Here is a 3051-nt window from a genome sequence, read left to right on the forward strand (position 1 = left end):
AACAACAAAACTCTTATACATAACAACTATCAAAAAAATACACTAAAATAATAAAATATTAAATATAGATAATAAATTATTACTTATTGTATAGTTAATAATTATTAGATAATAGTAGTTAAATATTTTGATAAAAAGTATTACTTTTCACACTTTATTCATATGATTTCTACAGGGCCCATTTTTCATAAAAAGCATTATTTAAAAAATTTTCTTTTAATAATATCAAATATCTTTTGAATACTGTTAATAAAAGTATTTAATATAATACAAATAAATATAATATTACCTATGTAAGGTAGGTGAAGGAAAATGAATAATAAAATAATAGCTATTTGCTTAATCTTGACAATGACCAGTCTTTCTTTAACAGCAATAGCTGCTAGTGATAGTTTAATAGAAACAGATAGTACTTTAACCCTAAACGGTATAAATTTCAACATTCCTGATGGATATACCGTGGATAAAGCACAAACAAAATTGGATTATACTGTTGATAAATACAATAAGGCTTCAACATGTATTCTTAAAAATGGTGACAAAATGATAAACATTACCGTTGGTTACATAACAAACGGTGCTCAAATTACTGGATACGATAACATATATGGAACAAACAAAACTATATCAGGAGTTCATGGCTCTCTACTAACAGACAATACAAAAATCGAAAATAACGAAGTTGCTTTCTTACATCCATTAAGAGGTAAAAGTGTTTATATTTCAGCACCAGATGAAGATACATTAAGTCAAGTTATAGAAGAATAGTTTTAATCAATTAATCTCCCATTTATTAAAAAATCATTTTTAATTTTTTTTCTTTTTCTAAAAAAATATTTATCTAAACCATTCAATAGCATATATCAATTTTATAGTCAAAATGTTAAAAATTTTATTATAAATATCTATAAAACATTGACAATTTAATTCTTATTATCCAAAAATATAAATAAAGAAATTAATATACTCTTTTTTAATGACAAGGTGTTTAAATGATTTGTAATAATTGTGGTTTTGATAATATGGAAAATTCTAAATTTTGTCAAAAATGTGGAAATCCTTTAAATTATCAAAATATAAATAAGAATTCTATGTACTCACCTGGCAAGGATAATCATACATCCAACAATACTGTACTAATCATTTGTGCTACGTTAATTATCATTGTAGCTATAATTGCTGGAACATTTTTATTTTTAAATAATAATGGAAATACAGTTTTAACTAATGAGAATCAAATTACGAACAGCGCTGTATTGAAGGTAAATACTGCATCATTTTATTTGGATGGAAATCCTAATTCAGGCATTCCTGCAACGGTTAATGTTGGAAAAGAGTATTCTGGACAAAGTATGGAAATCATGACAACATATTCCCGTGATGGTTCTAATCTTAATAATCCTTCAGCTTATGAGAATCATATAGTTGATGATGAGGGGAATATTCAAATAACAGAGTTTGCACCGATACCAAAATATCCTGATAACTGTCTTATAGAAATCAGATATAATAATCAGACATATAAATTTGGATGTAACATGGAAAAACGTAAAGGTTCACAAACAAGTGTTCCTACACCTCTATGAATTTCTGTATTAACTTCTTATAATAGAATTTTTTAGGTGATAAAATGTATTGTAAAAAATGTGGTTTTGAAAATGATGATTCATCGAAGTTTTGTAAAAACTGTGGTGAAGCTTTAAATATTCATTCCAGCTTTAAAAAATATAATTCAACAACACAAAAAGACAATAGTAATGATTCTTCAAAAAATATACTTATAATCTGTTTAACTCTAATAATTATATCACTTCTGATTGCAGGAGCAGTATTATATACTTCAAACAATAATGCTGATCAAAACAATGTTCCTTCATCAAATGATGTTAAAAGTTCACCTGCTCCAGAAAATACAGATAATAATGAAGCCAAGAATACGGAAGTTACTTCAGCACAATATCCTTTGAAAATTGTCAGTGGAAGTTTTAGAACGGATAGTCCCCTACCTTCAAAAACGTACATTACTGTATATGTAGGTTCAGAACATGCCGGTGAAAATGTTAAAATCAGAGTATTTTATAGTAATGGAGGTACCAGATTAAACGCTGGAAATATTGTACCGAAAACCGTTGACAGTTCAGGTTATTTTACTATGAGAACAGCAAATGAACTTAACACTTATCCGGATCATGCTTCTATAACATTATATGACGGTAATGGAAATATTGTTGATACACAGGAAGTAAATATGAATCCTATCGGTGGTACACAAACCTTTTAACATTTAAATATATAACTTATAAATCACGGGATTTAATAATATCATATGAATTGAAACATACTATTTCAAATATAACTGGTTGGGATGTGAATTAATATGAATTTTATGATTTTTGAAATATTAAACATTATTATTTTAGGCATAGTAATAATTTTTACATTTTACAGAGTTATGCATTCTGATTTTGTTAATAGAAAACAAAAATGTTATTTTTGGAAGGATGTTGAAAAGATGCGGCCTTATCGAGGTTTATTTACTCCTTTAAAAGTTAAAGATGGTAAAGGACGCATTTATAATGAAAAAGCACGATTTATTGAACTGGGAATTTTCCTTCCTGTTATTTCATTTTTGGCTTTATGGCCATTTTATGTTTTTTTACCAAATAATTTCCTGACATTACTTTTGATTTTTTGTTTTGGAACTTGTATAATTCTAAATTGGTATCAACTGTTAATAGTCTATTTAAGATTAAGGAGGAATAAATCGTTCAAATTACTTGATGAAAATTGGCCTTACAATTTAAATTACACAATGCTTCCATTAAATTTCAATAGATTTCATATCATAAATGTTTCTTTTTACATTTTTTTGGTTTTTTTATTTAATTCAATGTTAGCAAAAAGTATTCTGGTTATATTGTTAATTATAATACATATTAATATGTTTATGGATAAGGTTGATGAATTTTTTGGATGGAACATCCTTAAAAATGAGAATACGCATACTTATTTATCAATAACTACATTGTTATCCTCATCATTTTTTTCATG

At 26.3% G+C, this 3051-nt stretch carries 4 protein-coding genes; all 4 read left to right on the top strand.

Annotation, left to right across the window (positions count from 1 at the left end):
* Positions 1–312: 312 nt before the first annotated feature.
* Positions 313–768: a hypothetical protein gene (locus tag QZZ11_RS07315; protein ID WP_292474869.1), complete on the top strand. Its 456-nt coding sequence runs from the start codon at positions 313–315 to the stop codon at positions 766–768.
* A 224-nt stretch (positions 769–992) separates the two neighbouring features.
* Complete coding sequence (locus QZZ11_RS07320; RefSeq protein WP_292474870.1) at positions 993–1586, top strand: hypothetical protein; 594 nt, start codon at positions 993–995, stop codon at positions 1584–1586.
* Positions 1587–1630: 44 nt separating this feature from the next.
* The gene (locus QZZ11_RS07325) at positions 1631–2281 is read left to right on the top strand and encodes a zinc ribbon domain-containing protein (protein WP_292474872.1); all 651 of its coding nucleotides are present in this window, start codon (positions 1631–1633) and stop codon (positions 2279–2281) included.
* Positions 2282–2377: 96 nt separating this feature from the next.
* Positions 2378–3051 (top strand): hypothetical protein (locus tag QZZ11_RS07330; RefSeq protein ID WP_292474873.1); only part of this gene is annotated, 674 nt, incomplete at its 3' end.

The sequence above is a fragment of the Methanosphaera sp. genome, from assembly GCF_016282985.1.
In the GTDB taxonomy this organism is placed as follows: Archaea; Methanobacteriota; Methanobacteria; order Methanobacteriales; family Methanobacteriaceae; genus Methanosphaera.

Coding starts and splice junctions, on each gene's coding strand:
- QZZ11_RS07315 (WP_292474869.1), top strand. CDS start 313: ATGAATAATAAAATAATAGCTATTTGCTTAATCTTGACAATGACCAGT.
- QZZ11_RS07320 (WP_292474870.1), top strand. CDS start 993: ATGATTTGTAATAATTGTGGTTTTGATAATATGGAAAATTCTAAATTT.
- QZZ11_RS07325 (WP_292474872.1), top strand. CDS start 1,631: ATGTATTGTAAAAAATGTGGTTTTGAAAATGATGATTCATCGAAGTTT.